The sequence below is a fragment of the Tardiphaga sp. 866_E4_N1_4 genome, assembly GCF_052076075.1.
GTDB classification, from domain to species: Bacteria; Pseudomonadota; Alphaproteobacteria; order Rhizobiales; family Xanthobacteraceae; genus Tardiphaga; species Tardiphaga robiniae.
This window is the reverse complement of record NZ_CP197242.1, coordinates 2014039-2038801: the sequence shown is the minus strand read 5'-3', so window position 1 is coordinate 2038801 and position 24763 is coordinate 2014039. Positions and strand designations below refer to the sequence as shown.

The 24763-nt window shown below is 62.2% G+C and carries 29 protein-coding genes; 13 read left to right on the top strand and 16 right to left on the bottom strand.

Annotated features, from left to right (window positions below; genetic code table 11):
• Positions 1–12: 12 nt before the first annotated feature.
• The 3 genes from AB8B20_RS10155 to AB8B20_RS10145 form a co-directional block, all read right to left on the bottom strand.
• Positions 13–687, bottom strand: a complete 675-nt coding sequence (locus tag AB8B20_RS10155; RefSeq protein ID WP_439059327.1) for a methyltransferase family protein — start codon at positions 685–687, stop codon at positions 13–15.
• Positions 688–788: 101 nt separating this feature from the next.
• Positions 789–959, bottom strand: coding sequence for a hypothetical protein (locus tag AB8B20_RS10150; protein WP_165826873.1), 171 nt, complete (start codon positions 957–959; stop codon positions 789–791).
• Between the two features lie 156 nt (positions 960–1115).
• A complete protein-coding gene (locus AB8B20_RS10145; protein WP_231079917.1) occupies positions 1116–1589 on the bottom strand; it encodes a hypothetical protein in 474 nt (157 codons plus the stop codon).
• A 199-nt stretch (positions 1590–1788) separates the two neighbouring features.
• Between AB8B20_RS10145 and AB8B20_RS10140 the strand changes: the two genes are divergently transcribed.
• Positions 1789–3441: a fumarate hydratase gene (locus AB8B20_RS10140; RefSeq protein ID WP_089265165.1), complete on the top strand. Its 1653-nt coding sequence runs from the start codon at positions 1789–1791 to the stop codon at positions 3439–3441.
• 115 nt (positions 3442–3556) lie between these two features.
• The gene (locus tag AB8B20_RS10135; RefSeq protein WP_439072472.1) at positions 3557–4231 is read left to right on the top strand and encodes a DUF429 domain-containing protein; all 675 of its coding nucleotides are present in this window, start codon (positions 3557–3559) and stop codon (positions 4229–4231) included.
• A gap of 1 nt (position 4232) precedes the next feature.
• Here the strand turns inward: AB8B20_RS10135 and AB8B20_RS10130 are convergent, their stop codons facing one another.
• Positions 4233–5222 carry an SH3 domain-containing protein gene (locus AB8B20_RS10130; protein WP_439072471.1) on the bottom strand — a complete coding sequence of 330 codons (990 nt, stop codon included), beginning with the start codon at positions 5220–5222 and terminating at the stop codon, positions 4233–4235.
• Positions 5223–5622: 400 nt separating this feature from the next.
• Here AB8B20_RS10130 and AB8B20_RS10125 point away from each other — a divergent pair, with 400 nt between their 5' ends.
• The gene (locus AB8B20_RS10125; RefSeq protein WP_439072470.1) at positions 5623–6324 is read left to right on the top strand and encodes an Ig-like domain-containing protein; all 702 of its coding nucleotides are present in this window, start codon (positions 5623–5625) and stop codon (positions 6322–6324) included.
• Here the strand turns inward: AB8B20_RS10125 and AB8B20_RS10120 are convergent.
• From AB8B20_RS10120 to AB8B20_RS10105, 4 genes are all read right to left on the bottom strand, one after another.
• A complete protein-coding gene (locus AB8B20_RS10120; RefSeq protein WP_175366546.1) occupies positions 6321–6893 on the bottom strand; it encodes an inner membrane-spanning protein YciB in 573 nt (190 codons plus the stop codon). The two genes, AB8B20_RS10125 and AB8B20_RS10120, sit on opposite strands and share 4 nt — an antisense overlap.
• 56 nt (positions 6894–6949) lie before the next feature.
• Positions 6950–7525 (bottom strand): hypothetical protein, encoded by a 576-nt coding sequence (locus tag AB8B20_RS10115; protein ID WP_320444994.1) that lies wholly within the window; start codon positions 7523–7525, stop codon positions 6950–6952.
• 90 nt (positions 7526–7615) lie between these two features.
• A complete protein-coding gene (locus tag AB8B20_RS10110; RefSeq protein WP_115029860.1) occupies positions 7616–7939 on the bottom strand; it encodes a hypothetical protein in 324 nt (107 codons plus the stop codon).
• Positions 7940–8166: 227 nt separating this feature from the next.
• Positions 8167–9570, bottom strand: a complete 1404-nt coding sequence (locus AB8B20_RS10105) for a carotenoid oxygenase family protein (RefSeq protein WP_439072469.1) — start codon at positions 9568–9570, stop codon at positions 8167–8169.
• 109 nt (positions 9571–9679) lie between these two features.
• Here AB8B20_RS10105 and AB8B20_RS10100 point away from each other — a divergent pair, with 109 nt between their 5' ends.
• Positions 9680–10414, top strand: coding sequence for a TetR/AcrR family transcriptional regulator (locus AB8B20_RS10100; protein WP_439073057.1), 735 nt, complete (start codon positions 9680–9682; stop codon positions 10412–10414).
• A gap of 50 nt (positions 10415–10464) precedes the next feature.
• Here AB8B20_RS10100 and AB8B20_RS10095 read toward each other — a convergent pair whose 3' ends face one another.
• The 3 genes from AB8B20_RS10095 to AB8B20_RS10085 all read right to left on the bottom strand — a co-directional run bounded on the left by AB8B20_RS10095 (position 10465) and on the right by AB8B20_RS10085 (position 12967).
• Positions 10465–11046, bottom strand: a complete 582-nt coding sequence (locus AB8B20_RS10095; RefSeq protein WP_309948141.1) for an amino acid synthesis family protein — start codon at positions 11044–11046, stop codon at positions 10465–10467.
• Between the two features lie 50 nt (positions 11047–11096).
• Complete coding sequence (locus tag AB8B20_RS10090; RefSeq protein ID WP_439072468.1) at positions 11097–11957, bottom strand: fumarylacetoacetate hydrolase family protein; 861 nt, start codon at positions 11955–11957, stop codon at positions 11097–11099.
• Between the two features lie 161 nt (positions 11958–12118).
• Positions 12119–12967, bottom strand: a complete 849-nt coding sequence (locus AB8B20_RS10085) for a GntR family transcriptional regulator (RefSeq protein ID WP_439072467.1) — start codon at positions 12965–12967, stop codon at positions 12119–12121.
• Here AB8B20_RS10085 and AB8B20_RS10080 point away from each other — a divergent pair.
• The 3 genes from AB8B20_RS10080 (at position 12947) to AB8B20_RS10070 (ending at position 15966) form a co-directional block, all read left to right on the top strand.
• On the top strand, positions 12947–13939 hold the full coding sequence (locus AB8B20_RS10080) for a zinc-dependent alcohol dehydrogenase family protein (protein WP_439072466.1): 993 nt from the start codon (positions 12947–12949) through the stop codon (positions 13937–13939). The two genes, AB8B20_RS10085 and AB8B20_RS10080, sit on opposite strands and share 21 nt — an antisense overlap.
• Positions 13940–13979: 40 nt before the next feature.
• Positions 13980–14879 carry a VOC family protein gene (locus AB8B20_RS10075; RefSeq protein ID WP_439072465.1) on the top strand — a complete coding sequence of 300 codons (900 nt, stop codon included), beginning with the start codon at positions 13980–13982 and terminating at the stop codon, positions 14877–14879.
• A 214-nt stretch (positions 14880–15093) separates the two neighbouring features.
• Positions 15094–15966, top strand: a complete 873-nt coding sequence (locus AB8B20_RS10070; protein ID WP_439072464.1) for a tripartite tricarboxylate transporter substrate binding protein — start codon at positions 15094–15096, stop codon at positions 15964–15966.
• A 20-nt stretch (positions 15967–15986) separates the two neighbouring features.
• On the opposite strand, the gene AB8B20_RS10065 is transcribed toward AB8B20_RS10070, so the two are convergent.
• Positions 15987–16622 (bottom strand): hypothetical protein, encoded by a 636-nt coding sequence (locus AB8B20_RS10065; protein ID WP_439072463.1) that lies wholly within the window; start codon positions 16620–16622, stop codon positions 15987–15989.
• A 148-nt stretch (positions 16623–16770) separates the two neighbouring features.
• On the opposite strand from AB8B20_RS10065, the gene AB8B20_RS10060 reads away from it, so the two are divergent.
• Entirely contained in the window at positions 16771–17481 is a 711-nt protein-coding gene (locus tag AB8B20_RS10060) for an SET domain-containing protein (RefSeq protein WP_439072462.1), read from the top strand.
• Here AB8B20_RS10060 and AB8B20_RS10055 read toward each other — a convergent pair.
• Positions 17478–17876, bottom strand: a complete 399-nt coding sequence (locus AB8B20_RS10055; protein ID WP_439072461.1) for a hypothetical protein — start codon at positions 17874–17876, stop codon at positions 17478–17480. The genes AB8B20_RS10060 and AB8B20_RS10055 overlap by 4 nt on opposite strands.
• Before the next feature lie 116 nt (positions 17877–17992).
• Here AB8B20_RS10055 and AB8B20_RS10050 point away from each other — a divergent pair, with 116 nt between their 5' ends.
• Entirely contained in the window at positions 17993–18811 is an 819-nt protein-coding gene (locus tag AB8B20_RS10050) for a helix-turn-helix domain-containing protein (RefSeq protein WP_439072460.1), read from the top strand.
• A gap of 63 nt (positions 18812–18874) precedes the next feature.
• Positions 18875–19540 carry a DsbA family oxidoreductase gene (locus AB8B20_RS10045; protein WP_439072458.1) on the top strand — a complete coding sequence of 222 codons (666 nt, stop codon included), beginning with the start codon at positions 18875–18877 and terminating at the stop codon, positions 19538–19540.
• Positions 19541–19550: 10 nt separating this feature from the next.
• Here the strand turns inward: AB8B20_RS10045 and AB8B20_RS10040 are convergent, their stop codons facing one another.
• Positions 19551–20495 (bottom strand): JmjC domain-containing protein, encoded by a 945-nt coding sequence (locus AB8B20_RS10040; RefSeq protein WP_439072457.1) that lies wholly within the window; start codon positions 20493–20495, stop codon positions 19551–19553.
• 17 nt (positions 20496–20512) lie between these two features.
• On the bottom strand, positions 20513–21724 hold the full coding sequence (locus tag AB8B20_RS10035; protein ID WP_439073056.1) for a GNAT family N-acetyltransferase: 1212 nt from the start codon (positions 21722–21724) through the stop codon (positions 20513–20515).
• Positions 21725–22038: 314 nt separating this feature from the next.
• Between AB8B20_RS10035 and AB8B20_RS10030 the strand changes: the two genes are divergently transcribed.
• Together AB8B20_RS10030 and AB8B20_RS10025 are read left to right on the top strand one after the other, a co-directional pair.
• Complete coding sequence (locus tag AB8B20_RS10030) at positions 22039–22275, top strand: hypothetical protein (RefSeq protein WP_320447847.1); 237 nt, start codon at positions 22039–22041, stop codon at positions 22273–22275.
• Positions 22276–22448: 173 nt separating this feature from the next.
• Complete coding sequence (locus tag AB8B20_RS10025; protein WP_439072456.1) at positions 22449–23849, top strand: caspase family protein; 1401 nt, start codon at positions 22449–22451, stop codon at positions 23847–23849.
• Between the two features lie 7 nt (positions 23850–23856).
• Here the strand turns inward: AB8B20_RS10025 and AB8B20_RS10020 are convergent, their stop codons facing one another.
• The gene (locus AB8B20_RS10020) at positions 23857–24096 is read right to left on the bottom strand and encodes a PilZ domain-containing protein (protein WP_089265685.1); all 240 of its coding nucleotides are present in this window, start codon (positions 24094–24096) and stop codon (positions 23857–23859) included.
• Between the two features lie 227 nt (positions 24097–24323).
• Here AB8B20_RS10020 and AB8B20_RS10015 point away from each other — a divergent pair, with 227 nt between their 5' ends.
• A complete protein-coding gene (locus AB8B20_RS10015; protein ID WP_414716866.1) occupies positions 24324–24617 on the top strand; it encodes an HdeA/HdeB family chaperone in 294 nt (97 codons plus the stop codon).
• Positions 24618–24763: the final 146 nt, after the last annotated feature.

Genomic DNA, 24763 nt, shown 5'->3' with positions numbered 1-24763 from the left:
CGCGTGGCGAGGTTACCAGAGCCCCGGACACAGACGATAGCGGACTCGCGTCGCATAGTCGGTGTAACCGGGGAGACCGTCCCGCAACGTACGCTCTTCGGCCGTCGTGCGCCATGCGAGCAGCACGGCCAGGATCAGCGTCAGCGCGGTACTCCACCACGAGCCAAGCCAGAGGGATGTGCCGAGAAAAAACAGGATGGCGCCGCTATACATGGGATGACGCACGAGATGATACGGACCGGTATCGATGACGTGCTGGCCGCGGTCGCGTTGAAGCTTGATGACCGGTGCGGCGAAACTGTTTTCGCGCAGGACCCAGAATGAGATTGCCATTCCCGTGATTGCGAGTGCCGTACCCGCGACCTGGACTCCAACGGTCATTTGCGAAAGACCGAAGCGCTGATCCAGCCCCGCAACGATCAGCCAGACCAGTGCCACGGTAAAGAACGCCACCATGAAGACGCGGTCCGCTGTGGGCTGCCCCTGCTGTACGACGGGGCGCATGCGTTCTTCAAACAGCGCGGGATCGATCTGGATCAGCCACAGGCCGCCGCCAAGGCCGAGCAGGATCATGAAGAGCAGAAATGACCACGCCGCCGGCCATTGCAAGGTCCCGGCGGCGGTGAACAAAACGGCGCCGATCACGCCGAACCAGACCAGCGTCCGTATCACGAGACGAACGATCATGCCGAACCCCCAAGCTGCGCATCCGATGCCAGATTCGCGGCGGCGGTGTGGCAGGCAGAGCGTCAGCCCGATCGGTGGCTGATCTGTCCCATGATGCCGGCTCAGGCGAGCTGGTCGATCCGCGTACCCTGGCCGGGCGGCAGTGCTGCGCGCGGCGGGGGCGGCGCGGTACGGCTGTCGTTGTCGTCATTCTTCTTCGGCTCTGGCGGCTTCGCTTCGACTGGTGTCACCTGCGTGACCGGCGGTGCGCTGCTGACGCTTGAAACGCTCATTTCAAATTCCCTGTTTCCAACACTTGCAGTCGAACCATGGCGCATGCGCCAACAAGGACTTGGTAAATCAGGCGCTGCAATTTGCGGCAATCGGTGTGGATCGGAAACGGTGGTAAACGTGCCGTCCAGGACTTCACTACAATTAAAACGAAATACTCACTCGTCCTTGCCGCGGGAGATCGTGATGTTCGCCGATGTTTTGTTGCGGGTGCAGCGCAGGTCGAGCCGGCGATAGCGCAGCTTCACGTCGTCGCCGCGGAAAATCCCCATGCGGCCGAGACATCGCGTGGTGCCCTTCACCGTATCCGGCTTGGGGATCGTGAAGATGACGGCTGCCGCACTGGCGACGAGATCGGTGAAGGCTGGCGCCGGCTTGCGGGTCGCGGATGCCGCGTAGAGCTCGTTGCTGAAATTGCGGCTGGCGCAGCCAAGTCGCAACTGCTTCGCCGCCGGATGCGACAGGTAGATCACATTGGCTGCGGTGCGCCCGACGCTGAGCCCGTCGATCTGGCTCTTGAGCTGCCGCGCGAGATCATCGCAGCGGTCGGCGCGGGCAGGCGAGGCGACAAGGGTCACGGTGGCGAGCAGCGCCACAGCCGAAAAAATGCCGCGCAGGCGGTCGATGGACATTCCAGATTCTCCTCAATCCCCGGTCGCACTGAAACGCGGGACGCCACTTTATGCAAGGCGCGGCGGGCGCAGCCGGTTACTGCTGGAACGGGGGATTATCCTGCGATTGGGGGCCTGTCCCCCTGTTTTGAACCCTTCAAAACTGCCTGGAAACCGCCTACAAGGGCTTCAAATCCCCTCCCTTTTTGAGGCCCCATCCATGAACGCTCCCACCGCTTTCCCTGATCCGAAGCCCGTCCCGCCCTACAAGCACACCCCGCTGTTTCCGCTGGGCGCAGACACCACCCCCTACAAGAAGGTCACCACCGAGGGCGTGCGGGTCGAGAAAGTGCTGGGTAGGGACATGCTGGTGGTGTCGCGGGATGCGCTGAAGGCGCTCTCGGAGGCCGCGTTCGGCGACATCAACCACTATCTGCGCCCCGGCCATCTGCAGCAGCTGCGCAACATCCTGGACGACAGCGAAGCCAGCCCGAATGACAAATTCGTGGCCTTCGACTTCCTCAAGAATGCGAACATCGCCGCCGGCGGCGTGCTGCCGATGTGCCAGGACACCGGCACCGCAATCATCATGGGCAAGAAGGGCTGCAACGTCATCACCGATGGCGACGATGAGGCTGCTTTGAGCGAAGGTGCGCGCGACGCCTATCTGCGCCGTAACCTGCGCTATTCGCAGGTCGCGCCGCTGACCATGTATGAAGAGAAGAACACGGCCAACAACATGCCGGCACAGTGCGAGATCTATGCCGAGGGCGACGACGCCTACAAGTTCATGTTCATGGCCAAGGGCGGCGGCTCCGCCAACAAGAGTTTTCTGTTCCAGGCCACACCGTCGGTGCTGACCAAGGATCGTCTGCTCGCGTTCCTGAAGGAAAAAATCATGACGCTGGGCACCGCCGCGTGCCCGCCCTACCACCTCGCCATCGTCATCGGCGGCACCTCGGCTGAGCTCTGCATGAAGACGGTGAAGCTCGCGTCCGCGCGTTATCTCGACGCGCTACCCACGCAAGGCTCGCCGGACGGCAATGCCTTCCGCGATCTCGAGATGGAGCAGGAAATCCTCAAGATGACGCAGTCGTCCGGCGTCGGCGCGCAGTTCGGCGGCAAGTATTTCTGCCACGACGTTCGCGTCATCCGCCTGCCGCGCCACGGCGCGTCGCTGCCCATCGGCCTCGGCGTGTCGTGCTCGGCGGATCGCCAGGTGCTCGGCAAGATCACCAAGGACGGCGTCTATCTCGAAGAGCTCGAGCATAACCCCGCACAGTATCTGCCGCAGGTGGAGCAGGCGCTCGGCGGCGAGGTTGTGAAGATCGATCTCAATCAGCCGATGAAGGACATTCTGGCGACGCTGTCGAACTACCCAACCAAGACGCGCCTGTCGCTCACCGGCACCATGATCGTCGCGCGCGACTCGGCGCATGCCAAGCTGCGCGATCGCCTGGAGAAGGGCGAGCCGCTGCCGGATTACTTCAAGAACCACCCGGTCTATTACGCCGGCCCCGCCAAGACGCCCGAAGGCTATGCCTCCGGCGCCTTCGGCCCGACCACGGCCGGCCGCATGGATTCCTTCGTCGATCAGTTCCAGGCCGCCGGCGGCTCCATGGTGATGGTTGCCAAGGGCAACCGCGCCGTCGCCGTGCGCGAAGCCTGCAAGAAGCATGGCGGCTTCTATCTCGGCTCGATCGGCGGCTCGGCGGCAAACCTCGCCGAACACTGCATCAAGAAGGTCGAGGTGGTCGAATATCCTGAACTCGGCATGGAAGCGATCTGGCGTATCGACGTCGTGGATTTCCCGGCCTTCATCATTATCGATGACAAGGGCAACGACTTCTTCAAGGAATTGAACCTCGGTTGATGCTGCGACCTCTTGGCGTCATTGCGAGCGCAGCGAAGCAATCCAGAAAGCTACAAGCGAAGACTGGATTGCTTCGTCGCAAGATGCTCCTCGCAATGACGGCTGAGAGCATGTCGTGACCTTCATTGGCCTCGATGGCTTCAGCAAAGGCTGGGTCGCCGTCACACTCGACGGCGACCACCGCTCCATCGATTTCATCAGCGACATTTCCTGGCTCACGACGCAGCACTTTGGCCGCGCGGCGATCGATATTCCCATCGGTCTCGGCGACGATGGCGTGCGTGCCTGCGATCAGCTCGCCCGAAAGAAGCTCAGCCCCCACGGTTCGCGCGTATTCTCCGGCGGACGTCGCTGGCTGTGGCAGGACTTCACCGATCCCGACCTCGCCAACGCGGAGGCCGAGAGGCGCGGGCAGAAGAAAGTCTCGCGCCAGCTCTGGCATCTCGGGCCGAAGATCATGGAGGTCGATGGCGTCGTGCAGGCGCATCGCGACCTCGATATCCGCGAAGCTCACCCCGAACTCGTGTTTCTCCGTCTGAACGGCGATGTGCCGCTGCCGTCCAAACATGCGGAGGAGGGGCTCGCGCTGCGTCGTCATCTGCTGACGGCGAACGGTTTCAGCGATCTCGACGACTGGCTGACCGGCAAGCGCACGCGCACCGGCGCAAAGCGGGATGATGTGCTCGATGCCTGTGCGGTGGCGCTGGTCGCGCGCGATTGCGTGGGCTGTCTGCCGGAAGGCAATGCACCGCGCGATGCGCTGGGCGTGCCACAGCAAATCTGGTTCTAGCTCAACTGCAATTCGTCACCTGGCTTGAACACAGCCGTCGCCACCAGCCGCGGACGCCGTCGTGGCTTTCCACCAGCGCCCAGAAGCCGCTGCAGGCGAGAACGCGCTTGGGGCCGCCGTCGGCGCTGATCTCGCTGCCACCTTCGCCTTTGGCCGGCGTCCACTGCGCGTCCACATGCGGCGCCTGGAACAGTCCGCCCATCTGCGTGTCGCCATTGGCATACTGCGCGCCGACCTTGCTGGCTGAGACCCAGCCGCCGCCGCCATAGGGTTTTGGATGATTGCGCGGATAGACGCTCGCGTCTTCGTAGTCCTTGCCGGGCGGCGTTGCGCCTTCGATCAGGAACCAGCCATCCTTAAAGCCGATGATGGAAAATTCCGTCAGCCAGCCTCCGTCAGGCACGTTCTCACCTTTGCTCTTGAATTTGTAGGGCGGCGGCAGTGTGCCGAGCACCTTGGCCTTCGTCGATGGCCCGGCGCGCACATTCAATCCGTTGGGGTCGCGGTCGGTCGACCAGCCATGGATATCGCAGGGAATGGCGCCATCCGGCAGCGTGCCGCGCGTCTTCAGCAATTCGGCGTGGAGTTGGCGATATTCCGCATCGTCATGCGCAGCGCTCAGTACACGCGGGATGTTGCTGTTCAGCGTGACGTCACGCGGGCGCAGCTCGGCTGACAGGGCGGTCAGCTTGCCGTCACTGCGTGCCAGCTTCGCCACCAGCATCTCGCCGGCATCGAATGCGCTTGCCGCTGTCTTCGGATCGTTGGCACCGGCTGGATAGATCGCGACATATCCGACCGGCGCCTGCGGATCGGACATGTCGACATGAAACGCCTGACCGGCCACGCGGTCCGGCGGCACGAAGGCACGGGCGCTCGCAAACCATTCCGGTGTCTCCGGCGATAGCAGCTCCGGCGGCGGCGTCACGGGTTGCGCAAAGGCGGTGCCGGCGGTGATGAGGCCGGCGATCAGGATGGCGATTCGGGTCATGGTTTTGTGTCGTGGCATCAGCGATTTGGTTCGACAAAATGCGACTCAGGCCTGCAGCGACCCCGCTGAATTTCGGTCTGTGCGCGGGACTCGATTCTCCGGTGACTCGCAAGGATGCGGAGGAAAAAGAAAAGCGGTGACGACTCAGGCGGCGCTGTTCCAATAGCGATCAGACTGCAGACGAATTCGAGGCCGCGCCATGTTGGATGCTCTGAAGCTGAATGTGACGGTGGTGACGTTGTTGGCCGCGGCCAGCGCGGTCAACGGGATCATGTTTTATCAGTATCTGTGACGAATTGTTCACATCGGCATGCGGCCTCTCCGCATCCGGTTTTTTGTGTTTGAACCTTTTCGCCGGCCACGCGCCTCATCCCAGGGGTGGCAAACCGGAGTGTAACAGGTGAACAATTTTCATCTGGTCGTCGTCACTGCAGTTATGCTCGCAAGTCCGGCCGCGGCCCGCGCCCAATCCATCATTCACTCCGAACTGACCCGGACCACTTTGGTGGCATCTATCGATGCGACCGGTCGCACGACACTGACGGCGTCCGTGATCAGTGAACGCGGTGGGAGTGTCCCGGGCGGCATCGTCCGCTTTGTCGATGAGACGACGCTCATGGTGCTTGGCTGGGTCGATGTGGCCCATCCGTCGCTGGTGGTCCAGCGACTGCCGCCGGGTCCGCATCGCTTCCGTGCGGATTATATGGGGACGTCCAACTATCTGCCTGTCGTGGTGCAGCCGAGCCAATCCGCGGTGGTGGAGGAAACCATACGCGTCACGCCGGCGGTGGCGCTGTCGTCGTCCGAGAATCCTTGTCCGTCTGGAGCGGTAGTCACGTTGACGGCCGCGATTGCCGGCGGTGTTGGCATTCCGAAAGGTGCCGTCACCTTTCGCGATGGCGAGCAGGTTCTTGCGACCCATGTCGGCCTCGATCGCGCCGGCACGGCGTCGTTCACCACCTCGGCGCTGGCGGATGGCACGCGCTGGATCACGGCTGAATATGAGGGCGACACGGTTCATGCGCCCGCGGCATCGCCGCCGCTGACGGTGGATGTCGGAGTAGCCCGTTTGCGAAGCTCGCTGTTGCGTACGAGCGACTAGGCGCCCATCTGCGGCGCCGTCGCTGCAGCTGCGCGAAGCTTGCGGCCGACGATCACCCGGAACACGACATACTGGATCGCGAAGGCCAGCACCTTGGCGCCAATGGCTACGACCGACACATAGAACGCCCACAGCTTCATATCGCCGGTCATGGCCACAGCGATGACACCGGCGCCAAGCGCGAACATCAGCGCGGCCCAGGCATAGCCCGCAGCGGTCACATATTCAGGGATCGTCTCGCTGACGATGGGTGGCAGGTAGCGCAGCATCCAGCCCTTGCGCAGCATGATCGCGCCGATGGCGAAATGTCCAATGCTGGGCTTGGCCAACACGAAGCGCGGATCCTTGGTCAGCAGCGTCGCGCCGCCGAGGACGACCACCAGCGCGAGACTGGCATAGGTCATTACATCAAGCCTCGAGCCCTTGATGCGGGCATAGACAAACTGTGCGACGGCACCCGCAATCGCCACGCAGGTCGCCAGAAGGACGTCACCGGTGACGAGATAGAGCACCAGGAAGACGATGGTGGAGAAGAAATCCTGGCCAAGTTTGGCGAATACGTCCTTCATCGCAGTACTCCCAATGCAGTCGAGATGGTCAGGCGTCGATTTGCAGGCGAAGTGGATCAGGGCTTCAGCGGTTCTGCCGGCTTCGCAGCGCCGTATTTTGCGCGGCGATATTGCGGATACCATTTGGTGAAGGCAACGGCAGAGTTGCGAGCGGCAAAAGCCACCGCAAAGCCGATCCATAGCGGCAGCGAGGGCATGTAAATGATCAGCATATCCGCCACCAGCATCAGCACAAATGCGCCGGCCCAGGCCCAGGTGAGGATGTAGTTCGCCTTCATGAAGCCGGGCAGCTTCGAGGTTTCGGCGTCGACCATCTCGCGGGCATATTGCAGCGTGAAGGGCAGGCGGATCGCCAGCGACAGCAGCACGATTGAGAGCAGGCCGACATCGACGGCGAGGCGGACGGCCACCGCGCTCCAATTGCCGTCGACCAGCGTGATGTAGCAGCCCAGCGCGCTGAAGATCAGCACCGAGCCTGCTGCGAGCATCTTCAGCGAGCCGCCGCGGATCACGTCCCAGACCACGATGCCGAGCGACAGCGCGGCTGCGGCGAAGAGGCTGATCGCGACCGATGACACCATCATCAGTATGGCGAAAGCACCGAACGGGGCGATGATGAGAAAGGAAGCCATGGCGTTTCCAGTTCGGGCTATCTTGACGTTGTGAAGGTGCGTTGCGGGCTCGCTTATGAAGTCGTTGCGTCGCTGTGCAGCAGCCTGCGATCATATGTCTTGCTGTGAGAGCGGGCAGACATTGCCGACCGGCGTGAAAACGTCATGAGAGGCCGAGGCGGCCGCGCCGGATGGTTCGATACCGACGAGCGTGGTCCCGGTCACAACCAGCACGAGGGCCAGGCTGCCCCAGCTTGCCGTCCGGGTCATCATGTCCGGCCTGCGATATGCGGTTCGTGCGAGAACGAACTGCGTCGCGGCACTTGCGATGGCGACGGCAGTCGCGATCAGCACGTCTCCTGCGACCGCAAAGGTCGTGAAAAAGGCGATGGTGGAAAGGAAGCCGATGGCCAGCTTGGCGAGGACGTTGATCATGGCGTGGTTCCGCGCGCTTGTTGTCGAGTGAGACTTTTATCGTTGTGGTTCAGGAGGCGGTGGCAGCCGCGCCGATCATCAAAAAAGGCGCCAGGCTGTTTTCCCATCGCTCCATCTTTACGATGTCAAGATTTCTTTTAGGCCTTGCCCGCGGGTTCGTCAACAAAAATCTTTACACTGTCAAAATTATGTGAGCCGAGATCTCTAACTGTCATTGGATCAATGGTTTAGAAGGAATCAACCCAGTTGCCGTGGAAGCCTGCTGGTACCCGGTGACCGAGCTGGACGAGAGCAATCGGTCCCGCGGCGACATCGGTGGCATTGAACACGGCCAGATCGCTGCGGTTCTGCCGGGCGCGCCACACCACCGCGAGCAGCCAGCCGTCGCCTTCGGCTGCATCCTTGCCGCGCGCGACGAAGACGGGTTCGGAGATGCTGTCGCCGAGTGGCAGCATGTATTGGCCGAGCCTGACGCCGTCACGCCAGACATGTGTGATCCCGGAAAAGGCCTTGCTGGCACCCGGTGCCGGGTTATCGCAGGCATACCAGCCTTGCGTGCTGACGAGGCCGGAGCGGCGCTCGTCGATGCGCGGGAATTCGCCGGTAACGTCGTCGAGATAGGTGCGGGTGAAACGATCGGTATTGGCGGCCAGATCGAAGGTCCAGCGACAAAGTCGCGCGTTGGATTTCGCAGGATCTGTCGGCGAGCCGTCGGGATGCGTGAACAGCGGCGCTTCCTCGGACTGCATGACGTCGGCGATGATGCGGTCGCCTTCCTCCCACGCATTCATCACATGGAAGACGTAGCAGGCTTCGGCGCGAAACCACTTGATATCATCGGCACTGCCGCCGCGTTTCATCACGCCGACATAAGACCCCTTGTCCGGCTCCCACGCATAAGGTGGGCGGCCCGAGCGTGCGCGGTCCATGCTGCCGGTGATCGGCAGGATCGGAAACAGCAGATATTTCTCGGTGACGATGAAGTCGTGCACCATGCTGGCATAAGGTGCGTCGAAACGTTCGAAGCGCGTCACGATACCCGATGAATCGATCGCGCCGAACGAGATCGTCGGACTGAAGATACCGCGGGCGTTATAACCGAAGAAATTCATCTCTCCGGTAACGGGATCGAGCTTCGGATGCGCGGTGAACGGCCCGCCAATGCGCCCGCTATAGTTCTGATAGCCGAGCGTCTTCAGCGTGCCCGGTTCGATCTCGGTTGGCGCATGCCCTTCCTCCAGCGCGAGCAGGCGGCCGGCATGAAAGACGATGTTGGTATTGGCCGCGCCTGAGTCATTGCCAAGTGAAGCGGGGGCATCCGGCATTTTCTGGCCGAAGCCGCGATAGAGCGCGCGGCCGGCATCGTGCTCGGCGAGAAATTTCGGCGTGTGGATCCAGCGATTGCGATAGCTCGCGCGGCCGTTCTCGATGTGAAAGGCATGCAGCATGCCGTCGCCGACAAACCAGTGCGAGCCTTTGGTCTCGAATTGCGGATTGGGGCCGTTGCGGTAGAGCGTGCCGTTGAGCTCACGTGGCAATTCGCCGACGACTGTCAGGAATGGCGCGTCGCACTCCATCGGGATCGGCGCAAGATTGTCATGAGCAGCCTCGATCGGGTCCAGCAGCGCCATCGTCGTCTCCCATGCTGTTATCTTTACGGTGTCTAGATTGCTAGATGTGAGCGGTCAGCCCGTCAAGCAAAATCTTTACAGTGTAAAAATGACGACCTATAACATGACCATGACGAAGCAGACCAAGACCGCGAAACCGCGCGCCGTGCCGCAAGACCGCCGCAAGAAGGCCGCAGGACATTCGCAAGCCAAGGGCGCGGCCAAAAAAACCGCCGGCGCCGAATCTCCCTATCATCATGGGGACTTGCACGGCGCGCTGCTGAAAGCCGCGGAGATCGTGCTGGAGCGCGATGGACTATCTGGCCTGACGCTGCGCGCCGTCGCCCGTGAGGCCGGCGTCTCGCATGCGGCTCCGACACATCACTTCGGTGATCTCACCGGCCTCGTCAGCGAACTCGCTGCCATCGGTTTTCGCAACTTCAACGCCACAATGACTGCGGCCGGTGCGAGCGGCACGACGCCGCTCGAAAGCGCGCTCGCCCGCGCCAAGGCCTATCTCGCTTATGCACGTGCGCAGCCCGGCATGTATCAGCTGATGTTTCGTACCGAGCGGCTCGACATGACGCGGCCGAATCTGCGCGAGGCAGCCAATGCATCCTTCGCCGGTCTTGCCAGCGTGGTCGGCGCACATCATCCGGGCAACGTCGCGACCGATGCGCTGACCATCGAGCAGGCCGCACAGATCGCGCGGACATGGTCGCTGGTGCATGGTTTCACCATGCTGACCCTCGATGGCCGCCTCACTGATATCCTGCGCCGCTTGCCTGATGGCACCGACGCAGAGAAGCTGTTCGTCGAGATGCTGAAGATCACCGTCGCCAGGGCGATGGAGACGCCGAAGTAGCGAAACTCTTTGCGAAGCGCCGGCGTCGCGTGCAGGCATTGTTTGCGGAGCTATCGCTGTCCGTCATGCACCGAGATATCGGACGCTGCCAGCCCGCCAATACGTGCATGCGGTCTTCCGCCGGTGGCCATCACCAGGCCGAAGGCGATCTCGTCGCGACGCGGGCCATCCCAGACAGTCATTTCAGCAGTGCTGAAATGACTACGGACATAGGCCGCTTCGATATGGCCCAGCGGCACCATCAGTCGTGTGCCGATTCCGCCGACGGTCTTCGCAGCCGGCACGATCGCCTTGGGCTGGCCGAGAATCTCGCGCATCGCCCAGCCGCCAGCCTCATGCCACACGGCCGCATGTTCGAGCTCGCCGTCGTCGCCCACGATCATTCCCTTGCCGTAGGCTTCGATCTTGTCCTTGCCGCCGAGCGCCTGAACGAGTTCGGCCGCAAGCGTGCGTCCAAGTTCGCGTAGTTCGGCCTGGAAGGCCATCAGGTCCGGCTCGTATCGACCAGCAAAAGGATTGCGGATAATCGCCAGTGCCGTGCCGACATGGAGCGGCTGCGAGAGACGCGGCCCACGTTCGTGCCAGACCGTCTCGACGGAAATCTGGGTCTTGCGAATGTCATAAGATGTCATGGCGGACCCAGTCCGTGTTTTGCGAGCGTTGTGAGGAAGCCGTCCGCTGACTACTCGTCAATGACGGGATTGCTGAGGATGCCGAGCTTCTCGATTTCGACTTCCACGACGTCGCCGGCCTTCAGGAAGATCGGAGGCTTGCGCGTAAAGCCGACGCCGGCAGGCGTTCCCGTTGCAATGACGTCACCCGGGACGAGGTCGAAGATTTCCGACGCATAGTTGATCAACCGGGGAATCGAGAAGATCAAAAAGGATGTGTCCGAGGATTGGACGATGTCACCATTCACGCGGGTTTCGAGCTTGAGCTTGGTGGGATCCGGCAATTCGTCGGTGGTCACCAGCCAGGGCCCGAATGGGCCGGTGCCAACGAAATTCTTGCCGGCCGCGATCTGCTGCGCGTGTCGCTGATAATCACGGACGCTGACATCATTATAAATCGAATAGCCCGCGATGTGATCCATGGCTTCGCTCTCGGGAATGTGGCGGCCGCCCTTTCCGATCACGACGGCGAGTTCACCTTCCCAGTCCAGGTGCGTGGAGACCTTCGGTCGGATCACCGGCTGGTTGTGGCCAACCTGTGAGCGCCAGACCCGCAGAAAGATCGGCGGGAATTCGGTGATCTGACGGTCCATGCCATGAGCCACCGCTTCCTTGTGGTGGTCGAGATAGTTGCGCACCGCGCAGACGATCTTTTCGGGGCGGGGGATCACCGGCAGGTAGCTGATGTCCGACAGCTTCAGGTCCGGCTTGTGTCCGTCAACGATCTGGTCGCGCTTGGCGAAGTCGGGGCTGGCGATGAAATCGGCGAGCGTCGGATAGTGCGGGAGCGCCTTGCCGAGATCGACGATCGCGTCGTTGACGACGGCTCCCCAGCTCTCGCGCTGCTGATGGCTGAAAGACAAGAGCTTCATGATGAGGCCTTTCTGTTTAATCCCGGATATCGAAATTTCGTAAGTTTATTGTATTTTCGAAAATAAAGCCTGACAAGAGGGCTGGCGCCGCCTGCGGCGACTTTCAACGTGGGATGTTGGCCTGCCGTCTGTTTCTTCGCCGACTAGCCGGCGATCCCGTCTCAGGATTCAGTCAGCAGATGAGATGCGTATTTCACGACATTGTCGGAGGTGCTGCGGATGTGCCGGTCGATCAGGGATGTGGCCAGTGCCGTGTCGCGGGCGATCGCGGCCTGCATGATGGCGCGATGCTCACCGACCTTGTCGCGTGGTTGCGGGCGAAACATGGCGGACAGGTTTCGATAGCGTTCGGCGCGCTCGAACAGCGAAGCCCGAATGCCGAACAATGTCGGGGAGCGCCCGCACGACACCAGCGCCTCGTGAAACTGGCGGTGGGCGATCTGCCATTCCGGGTTCTCGACGTGATTACCGGGAAGCCTTTCCTCAATGCGTCCCAGCCTGTGCAGGGTCGACATAACCGCTATTTCCCAGTCATCTTCGCCATTTACGATGGAGCGGCTGAGCAGTTCGATCTCGATCAGGATCCGGGTCTGGGTGATGTCGATCAGGTCGTCGCTCGTAACGGGCGCCACGCGAAAGCCGCGCTGCTCCTCGGCAACGACCAGGCCGTCCGCCGTCAGCGACGTCAGCGCCTCGCGCAGGGTCGTGAAGCTTGCGCCGAAAGCGAGCTTCAAGGCATCGAATTTTAGCGGTTCGCCAGGCTTGAGCCGGCAAGCGACGATATCCTGACGCAGTCGGTGCGTGATATCGACTGCGAGTGTTTTGCCGAATTCTTTGCGCGATTTGACGGCCGAAGCAGTCATGGAATGGACCTCAGATTCCGCCGGCTGATGGCGCCGGCTGGTTGCAGAATGCCGGCGCATGACCGCTATTGCAATAATTTTCGTAATAGGACATATTTTCGAAAATATGTTCTGCAGGGTGGATTCATGAAGGCTGTGCTGGTTCATCGTCCCGGTGGTCCCGACGCGCTCGATTATGTCGATGTCGCCATTCCGGCTCCGGGCCCGAAAGAGGTGCAGATCAAGGCTGAGGCCTTTGGCGTCGGCCAGCCGGACGCCTTGATCCGGCGCGGCGTTTACAAGTGGATGCCGCCACTACCGGCCAATCCGGGGAATGATGTCGCCGGGCGCATCTCCGCGGTCGGTCACGGTGTTGTCGGCATCTCGGTTGGGCAGAAGGTTTTGCTGAGCGCCCGCGATCTGTCACAGCGCGGCGGCTGTTACGCCGAATATGTGGTCGCGCCGGCCGATGCCATCCATCTGTTGCCTGATGCCGTCGATTTGCAGGACGCCGTGTGCCTTGCGAACTATCAAGTCGCCTGGGCGCTGCTGCATGAATGCGGTGGGCGTAATCCGGCAGGCAGTGTGCTTGTGATTGGTGCTGCTGGCGGTGTCGGCACGTCGATCGTGCAACTGGCGAAGCTCGCCAACATGACTGTGATCGGTACGGTGAGCACAACGGAAAAAGCCCAATTCGCTAAATCCAACGGTGCGGATCACGTTATTTTCTATCGTGACGAGGACGTCGTCGCGCGGACGCGCGAATTGACCGGGGGGAGCGGCGTCGGCCTCGTGCTCGACCATGTTTGCGGTCCCGAATTCGTCTCCTATCTCGGCGTGCTCGGCAAATGGGGGACGCTGGTCTCCTACAACGCCTTCGCCGGCCTTCCCGAAGAAAACCTGATGGGAGAGATGCGGAAGTATCTCGACGTCTGTCCGGCTGTCCGCTGTTTCTCCTTTCACATCTACGACCATGACCGCGATGCGCGCCGCGCCATCATGGGGAAGTTGATCTCGCTGCTTGGGCGCGGGGAGATCAAGCCCGCAATCTCCGCGCGGCTGAAATTATCCGAGGTCCGGCAGGCGCACACGCTGCTGGAGTCCGGAGGCGCACTCGGCAAGATCATCATGACCCCGTAGGCGAACGGCTATTGGTCTAGAACGAGATACGGAGGACCACATGATCAAGGTAAAACGCATCAGGCATGTGACGTTCGTTACGCCTGATATCGACAGGCAGATCGACTACTATCAAACGGTGGTCGGTCTCGGTGTGGTGACGCGTGACGCCAGTCGCGCATCGCTGGCCACCGACTCGGACGAACTCGCCGTCGTCCTGCAGCGTGGCGATCAGGCGGCCTGTCGGCGATTGACCTTCGAAGTGGCGCCTGATCTGGATTTCGCCGACCTGGTAGCAACACTGTCGCGTGATGGAATTGCAGCCGAGATCCAGTCCGATCCGCTTCCTGGTGTGTCCCGTTCGGTGCTGTTCCGCGACTTCGAGGAAATGGAGATCGAACTGCTTGCGGGGCCGACATTCGCTGTCGCGGAGCAGCCTGTTGGCGGCATTGCAGCCGATCGCCTCGGCCATATCGCGCTCTACACGCAAGACCCGCTGAAGGCGTCGAAATTTTATGGTGACGTGCTGAATTTCCGGGTGTCGGACTGGATCGAGGACGCCTTCGTCTTCATGCGGTGTGGTGTCGATCATCACTCCGTCAATTTCGCGCGCGGCCCGGGTCGGCGATTGCATCACGCGGCGTTCGAGCTCCGTGATGCCTCGCACATGCATCGCGCCTGCGACCTGCTCGGGCGCAAGAAGATGCAGATTCTGTGGGGACCGGTTCGTCATGGCCCGGGCCACAATGTCGCGATCTATCACCGCGACCCCGATGGCCATCTCATCGAACTGTTCTTCGATCTCGATCAGATGATCGATGAAGATCTCGGCTATTTCGAACCACGCCCATGGCACCGGGATCGTCCGCAGCGCCCCAAGGTCTGGGTAGGTCTCCCCCGAGATATCTGGGGGCCGGCTCCATCGCCGGAGCTCGCGGAGTTCAAACGCAAGGCGACATGACATCGCTGCCGACAAAGTCGCCGCGATGAAGCGACAGATCGGCACCTCGGCGATCAGTGCTGAAGAAATAAAAGGGGAGGAAATAATGAGCCAGCTGTCGAAATCTATTCGGGGCAAAGTTCTCGCATGCCTCGCGGTGTCTGTATTTATAGTCTCATCGATCGACGTGCCTGGCGCCTCAGCGCAAGCCTACCCAAATCGTGTCATTCGGATCGTGCACGGTTTCGCATCGGGTGGGGCGGCGGACACGCTCTCCCGCGTTGTTGCCGACGGGCTGGCGAAACAGCTCAACGAGACCGTCATCGTCGAAGCGAAGCCTGGTGCAGGTGGCAATCTCGCATCGGACGCGGTCGCCAAGGCCGCGCCTGACGGATACACGCTCGGCCTTGTGACCGGGGGCCATGCGATTTCTGCAGGGCTTTACAAGTCGCTGTCCTATCAACCCGTCGATAGTTTCGAGATGATCTCCACGATCGTCTATTACGCGCTCGTCGTCGCGACCCGCAGCGACTATGAAGCAAAAACGCTGGGAGAGCTCATCGCGCTCGCAAAGGCCAAGCCGGGATCGTTGAGTTTCGGATCGGTCGGGTTCGGCAGCACGCATCACCTTGCTGGCGAATTGTTGAAAGCGGCAGCCGGCATCGACGTGTTGCATGTGCCCTATCGCGGCGACTCCCAGGCAATCACCGCGCTGCTCGCGGGCGATGTGCCGATGATCGTTGGCACCAGCGTGCTTGTTGCGCCGCAGATCGAGAGTGGTGCGGTGCGCGGCCTCGCCGTCACATCATCGACCCGGAGTGCTTTGCTGCCGAATGTTCCATCGGCCGGCGAGGCAGGTCTGAAGGGGTTCGATGTCAGGACGTGGGCCGGGCTGTTGGCGCCGAAGGGCACTCCGCCAGGGATCATCGCCCAACTCAACGCGGCCGTTCTGAAGTCTCTGGCCGACCCGGGGATCAGGGCGCGGCTGGAAGCGGCGATCGGTGGCGAGGTGCGGGGAAGCACGCCGCCGGAAATGCGTGAATTGGTCGCGTCGGAAATCGCGCGATGGACGGCGGTGATCGACGCGGCGAAAATACCGAAGCTTTGACCGCGCGATCGATTTGACCCCTACCGGGCCAGGCCCGGCATATTGCGCGATGTCATCGCCAGCACCGTGGCGCGGCCGTCGGTGCCGATCACGCTGACCTTGTCCGTCTTGCAATCGAAGCCGCGGGCGAGTTCGTCAGCGGCTTTGCGGGCCAGCTCGTTGGCCTCCGGATTGGCCGTCACGTCGATATAGGCGACATGGCACACGGCGCCCGGCGGCAACCGCGTGACCACCAGCATCTGTTTGGATTTTGGCCGGCCATTTTTCTCGGGATCATCGTTATCGGCGATGTGCCAGCGCTGGATCATGGCGAATGGTTTGCCGGCGATGGTGCGCCATTCGATGGTATTGGTCGTCGAATTGAACGGGCCGAAGCCCTGCGACGCTGCGGGCTCGCTGTTGGCGGCCGCAGCCGTGGTGCCGGCCGAAATGGTTTCGCGGAGATCATCTTCGTTCTTGAACACGACGAGGCCTGCGGGGCCCTTGCAGACCTGTTCTCGCGCATAGTCGTCGCCATCGATCTTGAAGTTGGAGACGCCGCGGCAATCCCTGTCGGCCACGGAGCTGTAGAGGCTGCCGATATTGTCGGCTGCGGCGAGCGACGTGGCGCCAAGCAGGATCGTTAGGGCGGCGGCGAGGGCGGGCAGGCGGGGCATTCAAGGGCATCCAGCACGGGAAAGGTGCTGCTTTGACGCTCACAAGCTGGGGAAGGTTCAACGGAAGCGGCTGACAGGGCTGGTTGAATCGCGCTAGACAGCTTGGTCAGCCTTCATTTTGTCTCCAGCAGCGTCAGTTCCTCATCCCATGCCCGCCTCGACTTCCGCTAAGCCATATCGCATCGGCCGTTCCAAAACAGGTCTCGGTCTTTTCGCCACCCAGCCGATCAAGAAGGGCGTCAAGATCGTCCAATACTTCGGGCCCCTGCTGGATTCGAAGAACGAGAAGCACGACGCGATCGAGAACAAGTATCTGTTCCAGATCAGCAAGCGCTGGACCGTCGATGGTTCGATCCGCAAGAACATCGCGCGCTATATCAACCACGCCTGCAAACCGAACGCTGAGTCCGACGTCAATGCGGCGAAGAAGAAGATCATCATCCGCTCGATCAAGAAGATCGAGCCGGGCGAAGAGATCAACTACGATTACGGCACGGAGTATTTTAAGGAATACCTGAAGCCGATCGGCTGCAAGTGCGATTCCTGCGAGAAGAAGCGCAAGAAGAAGCGCGCCGAAGCACGTGCCGAGAAGCTCAAGGCCAAGGAGAAGGCCGAGCGCAAGGCGCTGAAGAAGGAAGAAAAGGCGAAGGCCAAGAGGGCCAAAGATAAGGCCAAGAAGGCCAAGAAGGCCAAGTCTTCGGGCAAAGCGGCTTCGGGCAAAGCCAAAACGACCAAGGCCGCCGCGAAGAAGACATCCGCAGCGACCAAGGCCAAGTCTGTTAAGGCCAAGTCGGCTAAATCCAGGTCGGCCAAGGCTAGCAAGGCAAAGGCCGGCAAGGTCAGGAGCAAGGCGGCTTAAGCCGCCTGTGCCGCTGCGCTCCGGCGCAGCCCGATATATTGCAGCTCCGCAAACACACCGACTGCGATCGCCTGCGCGGCCACGAAAATCTGGCCGAGCAGGTTCGGCGTCACCGCGCCCGAGAACAGCAGGCCGATGCTGCCCAGAGTCCACAGGGCGTTGCCGACGATGATCACCAGCACCAGCAGCTTCGGCATGGTCGCGCGGGTGCCGAGCCAGCCGACCAGCGCCGCATAGGCGATCAGAAACAGACCGGATTCCAGCAGCAGCGCTTCAGGCAGATGCAGCAGGGGCGCCAGCATGGCTGCGGCAAAGGTCAGCAGCAGCGCCATGGCGCCGCTGACGACAGCGTCGATCTGGATGGCGCGGCGGAGCAGCAGAGAAGCATTGATCATGGTCGTTGTCCTTCGGTTGGTCGTTGTGGGTGTCCCGAAGATGCCGGCGCCGCGGAGCCAAATCGATTACCTGTGAGGTCATGGAAGCTGCGAAATTCGCATGCTAGCTTTTTGCCATGAGCACACAGCTAGCAGCGTCCTCCGCAACATCCCGGCCCGCTGGGATTGGCCATCATCTGCGCGAATGGCGGCAGCGTCGCCGCCTGAGCCAGCTCGATCTCGCCGGCGATGCCGAGATTTCCACGCGTCATCTGAGTTTCCTCGAGACCGGCCGCGCCTCGCCCTCGCGCGAGATGGTGTTGCGGCTGGCCGAGCGGCTCGACGTGCCGCTGCGCGAGCGCAATGTCTTGCTGGTGGCTGCTGGCTTCGCACCGGCCTTTCCGCAGCGGGCGCTGGACGATCCCGCGCTGAATTCAGCGCGACAGGCCATCGACCTCGTGCTGAAGGCCCATGAGCCCAGTCCGGCGCTGGCGGTCGATCGGCACTGGAATCTGGTCGCGGCCAACCGCATGGTGATGCCGCTGCTGTCAGGCATCGCGCCTGAATTGCTGGCGCCGCCTCTGAATGTCTTGCGACTGAGCTTTCATCCGGAGGCGTTGGCCCCGCGCACCGTCAATCTCGGTGAATGGTGCGCGCATCTGCTGGAGCGGCTGCACCGGCAATGCGAGGCGACCGCCGATCCGGAATTGCTCAAACTGTATCAGGAATTGAAGACCTATCCGGTGCCGGCGCGGTCGGCGCCGATCGCGGCTGACAGCGTCGTGGTGCCGTTCCGGATGAGGCTGGGCGACGATGTGCTGAGCTTCATGTCGACGACCATGACCTTCGGTACGCCGCTGGATATCACCCTGTCGGAAATCGCCATCGAGACGTTCTTTCCGGCGGATGATGTCACGGCGAACAGGCTCCGGGAGATCGCTTCAAAGGGGAACTAACGGCCTTGTCCGCGATGTCCACGACGCCTATTTGTGGGCGGAACAAATACAGGGAGCCCGCCCATGAGCACCATCAAGCCGCTTCAGATCGATATCGTCTCCGACGTCGTGTGCCCGTGGTGCTATATCGGCAAACGCCGCATCGAGAATGCGCTGGCGCTGGTCCCCGACGTGCCGGTGCATGTCAATTGGCGGCCGTTCTTCCTCAATCCGTGGATCCCGCGCGAGGGCATTGATCGCTCGATCTATCTGGAGACCAAATTCGGTTCTGTCGAAGCCTACAAAGGCATTGCCGGCCGTGTCGTCGATGCGGCTGAGCAGGAGGGCCTGACCTACCGGCCGGACAGCGTGAAGCGCCAGCCGAACACCATCGATTGCCACCGGCTGATCCATTGGGCCGAAGCCTCCGGCAAGTCGGCCGAGGTCAAGCAGCGGCTGATGGAATTGTATTTCCGCGATGGCGGAGATCTCACCCAGAGTGAGACGCTGGTGCAGGCTGCGGCCGATGTCGGGCTCGATGCGGACGATATCCGCAAGCGCCTCGCCACTGATGAGGACGTCGAGCTGATCTCAGGCAACGCCAAGGAAGCCGCTGACAAGGGCATTTCCGGCGTGCCGACTTTCGTGTTCGCCGGCAAATATGCGGTGTCCGGTGCGCAGGATGCGGAGAAGCTCGCGCGCGCGATCCGTCAGGTCTCGGCGGAAGTGAACGCGGAGGCGGCCGAGTAAGGGCGCGCGCTTACGCGCCCTTCAAATAATAATTCGCCTTCTTGCCGAGCGCGATGCGGCGTAGCAGTTTGCGCATGGCCAGTGAGCTACGCAGCGGTTTGATCGCCGTGGTCACCGTCCGGTAGAAGGCGAGCTTCAGCAGATCGAGCATCGGCTGCTGTCCCGGCGGCTTCTGCGGGAAGCCGATGCCGCGCAGCATCGAGTTGAAGAAGTGCAGGTCGTTGACGCGGCGCACTTCCTTGGTCTTCCAGGTGATTGCCATCGAGATCGAGAACGAGCCGGCGGTGCGCACCCAGTGCGGCCACTGATAGGGCACGTAGCAGCCATCGCCATCGAACATGTGAAACTCGACGGCGCGCGGTGCGAAGCTGTCGTCGAATTTGAGGTTGCGGTGCTTGGTCATCGAGCGTTCGATCTCGTCGTCGGAGACGATGGCGCGGTCCTTGTTGTCGTAGATCGTGAAGAACTTCTCGCCGTGGATCTGGACGAAGAAATTGTCTTCGCTGTCGAGATGGAACGGCGTGGTCGAATTCGGCGACGACACGAACAGGAAGCCTTCGAGCTGTTCGAAGCCGGCATCGAGCAGGCTGTTGAAACCGCGGGCGCGCGCCACCGACAGCAACGTGTCTTCGAGCAACTGGCGATATTCGGGCGAATTCTCGATCCGCTTCAGCACCATCCAGGCACCGGCAGTTTCGATACGATTGACCACCTCAACGGGATCGAGATCCACCGACGGGATCGCGTCGGGATCCTGGCTGATCGCGACCTTTCCCGAATTGTATTCGATGAGATCGCGCGGCAGTTCGGATGCCAGCTGTGCGATACGCTGCAGCGTCAGCAGCGGATGTCCGGCGAGCTTGTGCTTGATGGCGAACGGCTTCAGCGGAAAATCGTTCTTGAGCGATTGATTGGCGGCCGAGATCACCGGCGCGACGTCAGTAGCTGCGTTCATGGTTGAACCCCTGATATCTAGCGGAGGCGGTTGCGGAGGGAGCGGGCCACGCGTCGCAGTGGCTCGCGGATGGAGCGACGCAGGGTCAGCGCGCCGTGGATGAGTGAGACGAGCGGGTCGTGTTTGCGCAGCGGAATCAGCACGTCGCCGATGGCAAGGCGGCCGCGCCAGATCGGGTCGATCATCGGGTGACCGGCATTGGCCGTGGAGTCGGCGCTTGTAATCACGGGATCGGCGCAGAGATGCCGCGTCACGTCGAGCGTGAGTTGCACGCCGGGGGACAGTTTGGCGAAGCGCTCGTCGACGCCGAGCTTGAAGTAGAAGGCACGATCGAGATGTCTGAGCAGCACACCGGAGGCGACCGGCGTGTCGCCGGCGCGAAGCGTGACGATCTCGCATTGGCCCTGTTCGGCGAGCGCCTTGGTGGCGCTGCGGATGAAGTTGTTGTCGCCGGCATCCTGCATCAGGGCGGTGCCGCGTTTGCCTTTCCAGCCGCTCGCTTCCAGCGTCAGGAATGTGTCGATGGTCGCAGCGATCTCCGCCGGCGTGCGCGCAATGTGGAACGTCACCGCGCCATGCTCGGCGAGACGATTGCGCTGGCGGCGCAGTTCTTTCAGCTTCTTCGCGCCGAGCGCATCGCGCAGTAGGTCATCGGCATCGCGCGTGGCATCGAGGCAGGCGCGGGCGTGCGATTGCAGGATACGCGGCGCCAGGTCCTGCATGGCGAGCGACTTGCGGATCGTCTGCATTGCGGCGCCGTCGAGCGAGACGTTCTCGAGGATCAGCGCATGCGCGCCGGCCTTGCGGGCCTGTTCCAGCAGGCGCGTGACGGCGTCCGGCGCCATGTCGCGATCGAGTAGTGGCGTCGAGAGGGTGCCATAGGGATCGGCACTCACCAGTACGGGGAGCGGAATGCGATAGGCGCGCCGCGCGGTGATCACCGGCAGCAGCCCGATCAAGCGGGGCGTTCCGGTGTCGCTCGCCCAGGCGCTGAGCGCGGCGACATCGGTGCGGCCGCGCGCGGATGCATTGACGGCCAGTTCCCAGTCGGCGAGGTAATAGCCGTTCGGCTCGACGGCCTGCTGCGCGAGCGCGCGCCATGGCTCGGGCGCGATTGCTGCGAGCGGCGCAAGCGCATCGGGCGCAGACGCTGGGCGGTTCGCCGCGGTCACCCCGGCGCCCGTTGCTCTGCTGCCATGCATGCCGGCTGGGTTTGCAATGTCGACCACGTCCCCGATCCCCGTCGCAAGGAAGGCGGCGCAGGCCGCTTCTCCATTGCTGTCTGCGGAGACTAGGCGAAACATTCCAAGATCCGGTTTTTCCGGACATGAAATTTGACGGGAATGTGCAACCGATCGTTCACCAAACGGTCGCTGAAAAGCCTGTGTTTTCAGCGGATATAGGTCGGCCGGGGTGGCGGGTGCCGGAGTATTCGCTCGTTTCCAAGGACGGGCGGACCTGCGGTCGATGGTCGCGGCCTCGCCATGTTGGGGCTGGAAAATGGCCTGCACGTCAGGCTATCAAGGCGCCGGAGGGACGCATGATGAGAGCATTGGTATTGGCGATCGCGGCAGTGGCGCTTCTGGCTGCGCCGGCGACAGCGCAGATGGGCGGCAAGCGCGGCGGCGCCGATCATGCGCCTGGGCCCGAAAAGCCGAAGATCGACGAGAAGGCGTACAAGGCCGCCTTGGAGCGCGTTCCGACTCCCAAGGAAAAATACGATCCATGGGGCGGCGTCGCTCCTGCTCCCGCGCCTACAACGGCAGCGAAGAAAAAGTAATCTTCGACTGCATATGTCGCACGCGGTTCCCGTGAACCGCGCTTGCGTTGACAGCGACCAAATTGGGCAGCGGCAGGCCGTCGCATTGTTGGCGTGCGGCCATCCTGATTTCAGTTGAATCAGGCGGGGAATTATCCGTCGCGCGAGCTGGCCCAGGCCGGGGAGACTGTTCGATGGTTCGTCCTGTCATTCGCAGCGCGATCGTTGCAGCCACGGTAATGCTCGGCTCGCAAGCCGCATGGGCGGAGAGTCGTCTGGCGCTGGTGATCGGGCAGTCCTCCTATCGGTCCATCGCGCCGCTCCCCAATCCGGTCAATGACGCCAAGGCCATGGCGCAGATGCTCGGCGATGCCGGCTTCGAGGTGCAGTCGGCCACGGACCTGTCGCAGACCGATCTGCGCGCCAGGATCGCCGGCTTCGCCGCCAGTGTGTCCGCCAAGGGGCCTGACACGGTGGCGCTCGTGTTCTATGCCGGCCACGGTTTGCAGATCGACGGCGAGAACTATCTGGTGCCGGTCGATATCGATCCGAAGCGCGAAGCCGATATTCCACTGCAGGCGGTGCGCCTCAATGATATCCTGAACACGCTGACATCCGTGCCGAGCAAGAGCCGCATCATCCTGCTCGATGCCTGCCGCAACAATCCGTTTCCGGCTATCAGCAAGACCACCGGCCGCGGGCTCGCCCAGGTCGACGTGAAATTCGGCACGCCCGGCACGTTGCTGTCCTTCTCGACGTCGCCCGGCGCCGAAGCCGAAGACGGCAAGGACGGCAACAGCCCCTATACGACGGCGCTGCTGAAGGCGGGGCGCGAGCCGGGCCTGCCGATCGAGGATGCGTTCAAGCGCGTGCGACTGTCGGTCAATCAGGCCACCGAAGGTCGGCAAACGCCGTGGGAGAGCTCGTCGCTGGTCAATGATTTTCGCTTCTTTGGCACTGATGCCGGCGCCAAGCCTGCGGCTACCAAGAAGACCGTCGATCAATGGCGCAAGGAGCTACAGGGCAAGCCGGTGCAGGACGCCAACAACCTGATCGTGTCGGACGGCTCGGTGGAAGCCTATGAGGCCTTTGTCGGCCTCTATGCCGAGCCGCCGCTCGGCCCGCAGGCGAAAGAATGGCTCGACCGTCACTACAAGATGGTCGCGTGGAACAACGCGGTCATCACTAATACTGCGCCGTCCTATCGTGACTTCCTGGCGAAATATCCCGACAGCGATCTGACCTCGACGGCGCAGAAGCTCGAGGAGCGCACGCGCAACAAGCCGGTGCCGGATGCGGCAGCAAACGCGCCGACCAATGTCGCGTTGGCCGGACCGGGCCCGACATGCCCGTGCGGCACGCCGCCCGCAGCGGCGCCTGCATCGAAGAAGGCGGAGAGAACCACCGAGCCTGCGAAGAAGCGCGCCGACAAGCCATCGCCACCGCCGCGGCGCAGCCGTGAGATCGTCGAGGAAGAGGTCATCATCCGCCGTGCGCCGCCGGTCTATTACGAGCCGGTACCGCGCGTCTATTACGGCGGTGGAGGCTATGGCGGTTACGGCGGCGGCAACTATGGCGGCCGCGGGCGCTACTGACGGGCGCCTACTCGAACGCCACGCCAAGCTGGCGGTCGTTATTCCAGACCGGACGGCAGCGGCGGATGAAGTGATCCGCCTCGATCACCAGCATGAAATTCGAGGGCAAGCCGAGCGGGCTCGCGATATCGACACGCGCGCCAGAGGCCGAGAGGTTGCGGACGGTGCAATCGATACCGCCGCCGCCAAAGGCCAGCGTGCCGCGCTTCAGAACCCGGTGTCGTGGAGCCGTTCGTTTCTCGATCATGGTCGCCGTCCGCATCGTCTGCATGCGCCATGCCTAGCACCGCGATCTTGCCGGCCGATAAAGCCGATCGCAGAAATCCGGACCCGCCTGTTCATCCTTCGTGAAGTTCTGGAGGATCAGAAGATTTCATAAAAATATCAAATCAAGGAAATGAGCTCCATGATATCGTCGGGCCGTTGGACGCTCAGCCAGCCATCGGCCGGCGTCATTTTTCGGGGAAGGGGACCATGATGAAATTCGCCTGCGCGTTTCTGACTGCCGCTGCCATGTTCTCTGCCGCGCCGGCCCAGGCCGTCGTGCTCGATCTGTCCACCATGTCCTGCAAGCAATTCGTCGAATCCGGTCCCGACGAGATCAAGATGGTGCTGACCTGGATGGACGGCTGGTACAAGGGCGACTCGGACGATGCGATCATCGATACCGAGGTGTTCGTCGAGAACGCCAAGAAATTCGGTACCTATTGCGCGGCGCACCCGACCATCAGCATCGTGACGGCCGCGGAGAAAGTGCTGGGCGACTAGGCTCCAATCCGGGCCAGCGCCCGGGTTTCCCGGTTTCCGAAGGTTTCAACCTGCGTGAGGCACGACGGGGTGCCTTGCGTCAGGCGCTTGGCGTGCCCGAATGGCCGGTGGTATAACGCCTCCGAAATTCACGGAGCTTTGGTGCC